Consider the following 1,551-nt stretch of genomic DNA (forward strand, 5'->3'; position numbering starts at 1 on the left):
CCTCCGCCGCGAGCGCGCCGGCGCGGTCGGCGAGCAGAACGCCGCCGTCCGCGAGGTGCCCGGCCAGGACCCGCAGGGCGGCCGTACGGACGAGGTCGAACGCCGGGGTCTCACGGGCGGCCAGCAGCTGCTCGCGCTGTTCGCCGCCGAGCCCGGCGGCGGCCGGTGCCGCCTCGACGGCGGAGACGGCGTGTGTGTCGAGGACCTGGTACGCGGCCGGCAGCTCCACCCGGTCGAGGTCGGTGCCCGCCAGGTCCGCGGCGAGCGCCCGGTCGTGGAGGGCCGCCGCGAGCAGCACCACCACGGGGCCGTGCCGCTCCTGGACCTCCTCGGCCCGGTCCTGCCGTGCGGCGGCGGTGCCGAGGTGCCAGAGCACCAGCTCGTCCGCCGCGGCGAGCGCGTACTCCCAGAGCCCGGGGCCCGTTTCCACTGTGCGATCTCCCATGCCGGCACGCTATCCCGGCGTCACCCGTGCCGGTCCGGCGCCCCAGCCCCTTCGCGCACCCTCCGGTGCGAGAATGAGCGCCGTTGCCAAGGCGGTTGATCGGGGGCGGGCATCATCGTGGAACCACTCAGGACCGAAGATCCATCGTGGGTCGGGGGGTACAGGCTGCTCGGCCGGCTCGGTGCCGGCGGGATGGGCCAGGTGTATCTGGGGCGCTCGACGCAGGGCCGGATGGCCGCGGTGAAGGTCATCCATCCGCAGCTGTCCCACGATACCGAGTTCCGGCGCCGTTTCCGTGCCGAGGTACGGGCGGCCCAGCGGGTCGACGGCGCGTTCACGGCACCCGTCCTCGCGTCCGACACCGAGTCCCCCACTCCCTGGCTCGCCACCGGTTACGTACCGGGCCTCACCCTGCACGAGGCGGCGGCACCTCTCGGGCAACGGCTGCCCGGGACCACGGTGTGGTGGCTGGCCGCCGGACTCGCCGAGGCCCTGCGCAACATCCACGCCGTCGGGCTCGTCCACCGCGACCTCAAGCCCTCCAACGTGATGCTCACCCTCGAAGGCCCCCGGGTCATCGACTTCGGCGTCGCGCGGGCGGCCGACGCCAGTGTCGCCACCCGTACCGGAGCCGTCATCGGTTCCCCCGGCTACATGTCGCCCGAGCAGGTCAGGGGCAAGGACGTCACCGCCCTGAGCGACATCTTCAGCCTGGGCTCCGTCCTCGCGTTCGCCGCGACCGGCCGGCATCCGTTCGGGGACTCCGACAGCGGCAGCTACGCCCTCATGATGCGGGTCGTCGAGGATCCCCCGGACGTCGAAGGGGTCCCGGAGGCGCTGGCGGGGCTGATCCGCCGCTGCCTGGCGAAGGATCCGGCGGAGCGGCCGTCCCTGGACGAGATCGCCGCGGCGGCGTCCGCCGCGACCGACGGCGAGCAGCAGAGCACCTGGCTGCCGCCCGCCCTCAGCGCCGAGATCGGCCGGCGCTCGGCGCGGCTCCTCGGCCTCGACGGGCCGCAGCGGACGCAACTGGACGGCGCGCGGGGCGGCCCGGGCGGGCCGAACGTCCAGGGGAGCCCGGGCAGTCAGGGCGGACCTCCCGGTGT

General features: G+C 74.9%; 2 protein-coding genes. One reads left to right on the top strand and one right to left on the bottom strand.

The genetic code is table 11. The features are described from left to right. The coding region (locus tag GT042_RS06750; protein ID WP_161307792.1) for a hypothetical protein at nt 1-445 on the bottom strand (445 nt) is incomplete at its 3' end. 192 nt (nt 446-637) lie between these two features. Here GT042_RS06750 and GT042_RS06755 point away from each other — a divergent pair. Continuing rightward, nucleotides 638-1,551: serine/threonine-protein kinase (locus GT042_RS06755; RefSeq protein ID WP_161307793.1), on the top strand; the 914-nt coding region annotated here is incomplete at its 3' end.

Origin of the sequence: Streptomyces sp. SID3212, assembly GCF_009865405.1 — a bacterium.
Classification (GTDB): domain Bacteria; phylum Actinomycetota; class Actinomycetes; order Streptomycetales; family Streptomycetaceae; genus Streptomyces.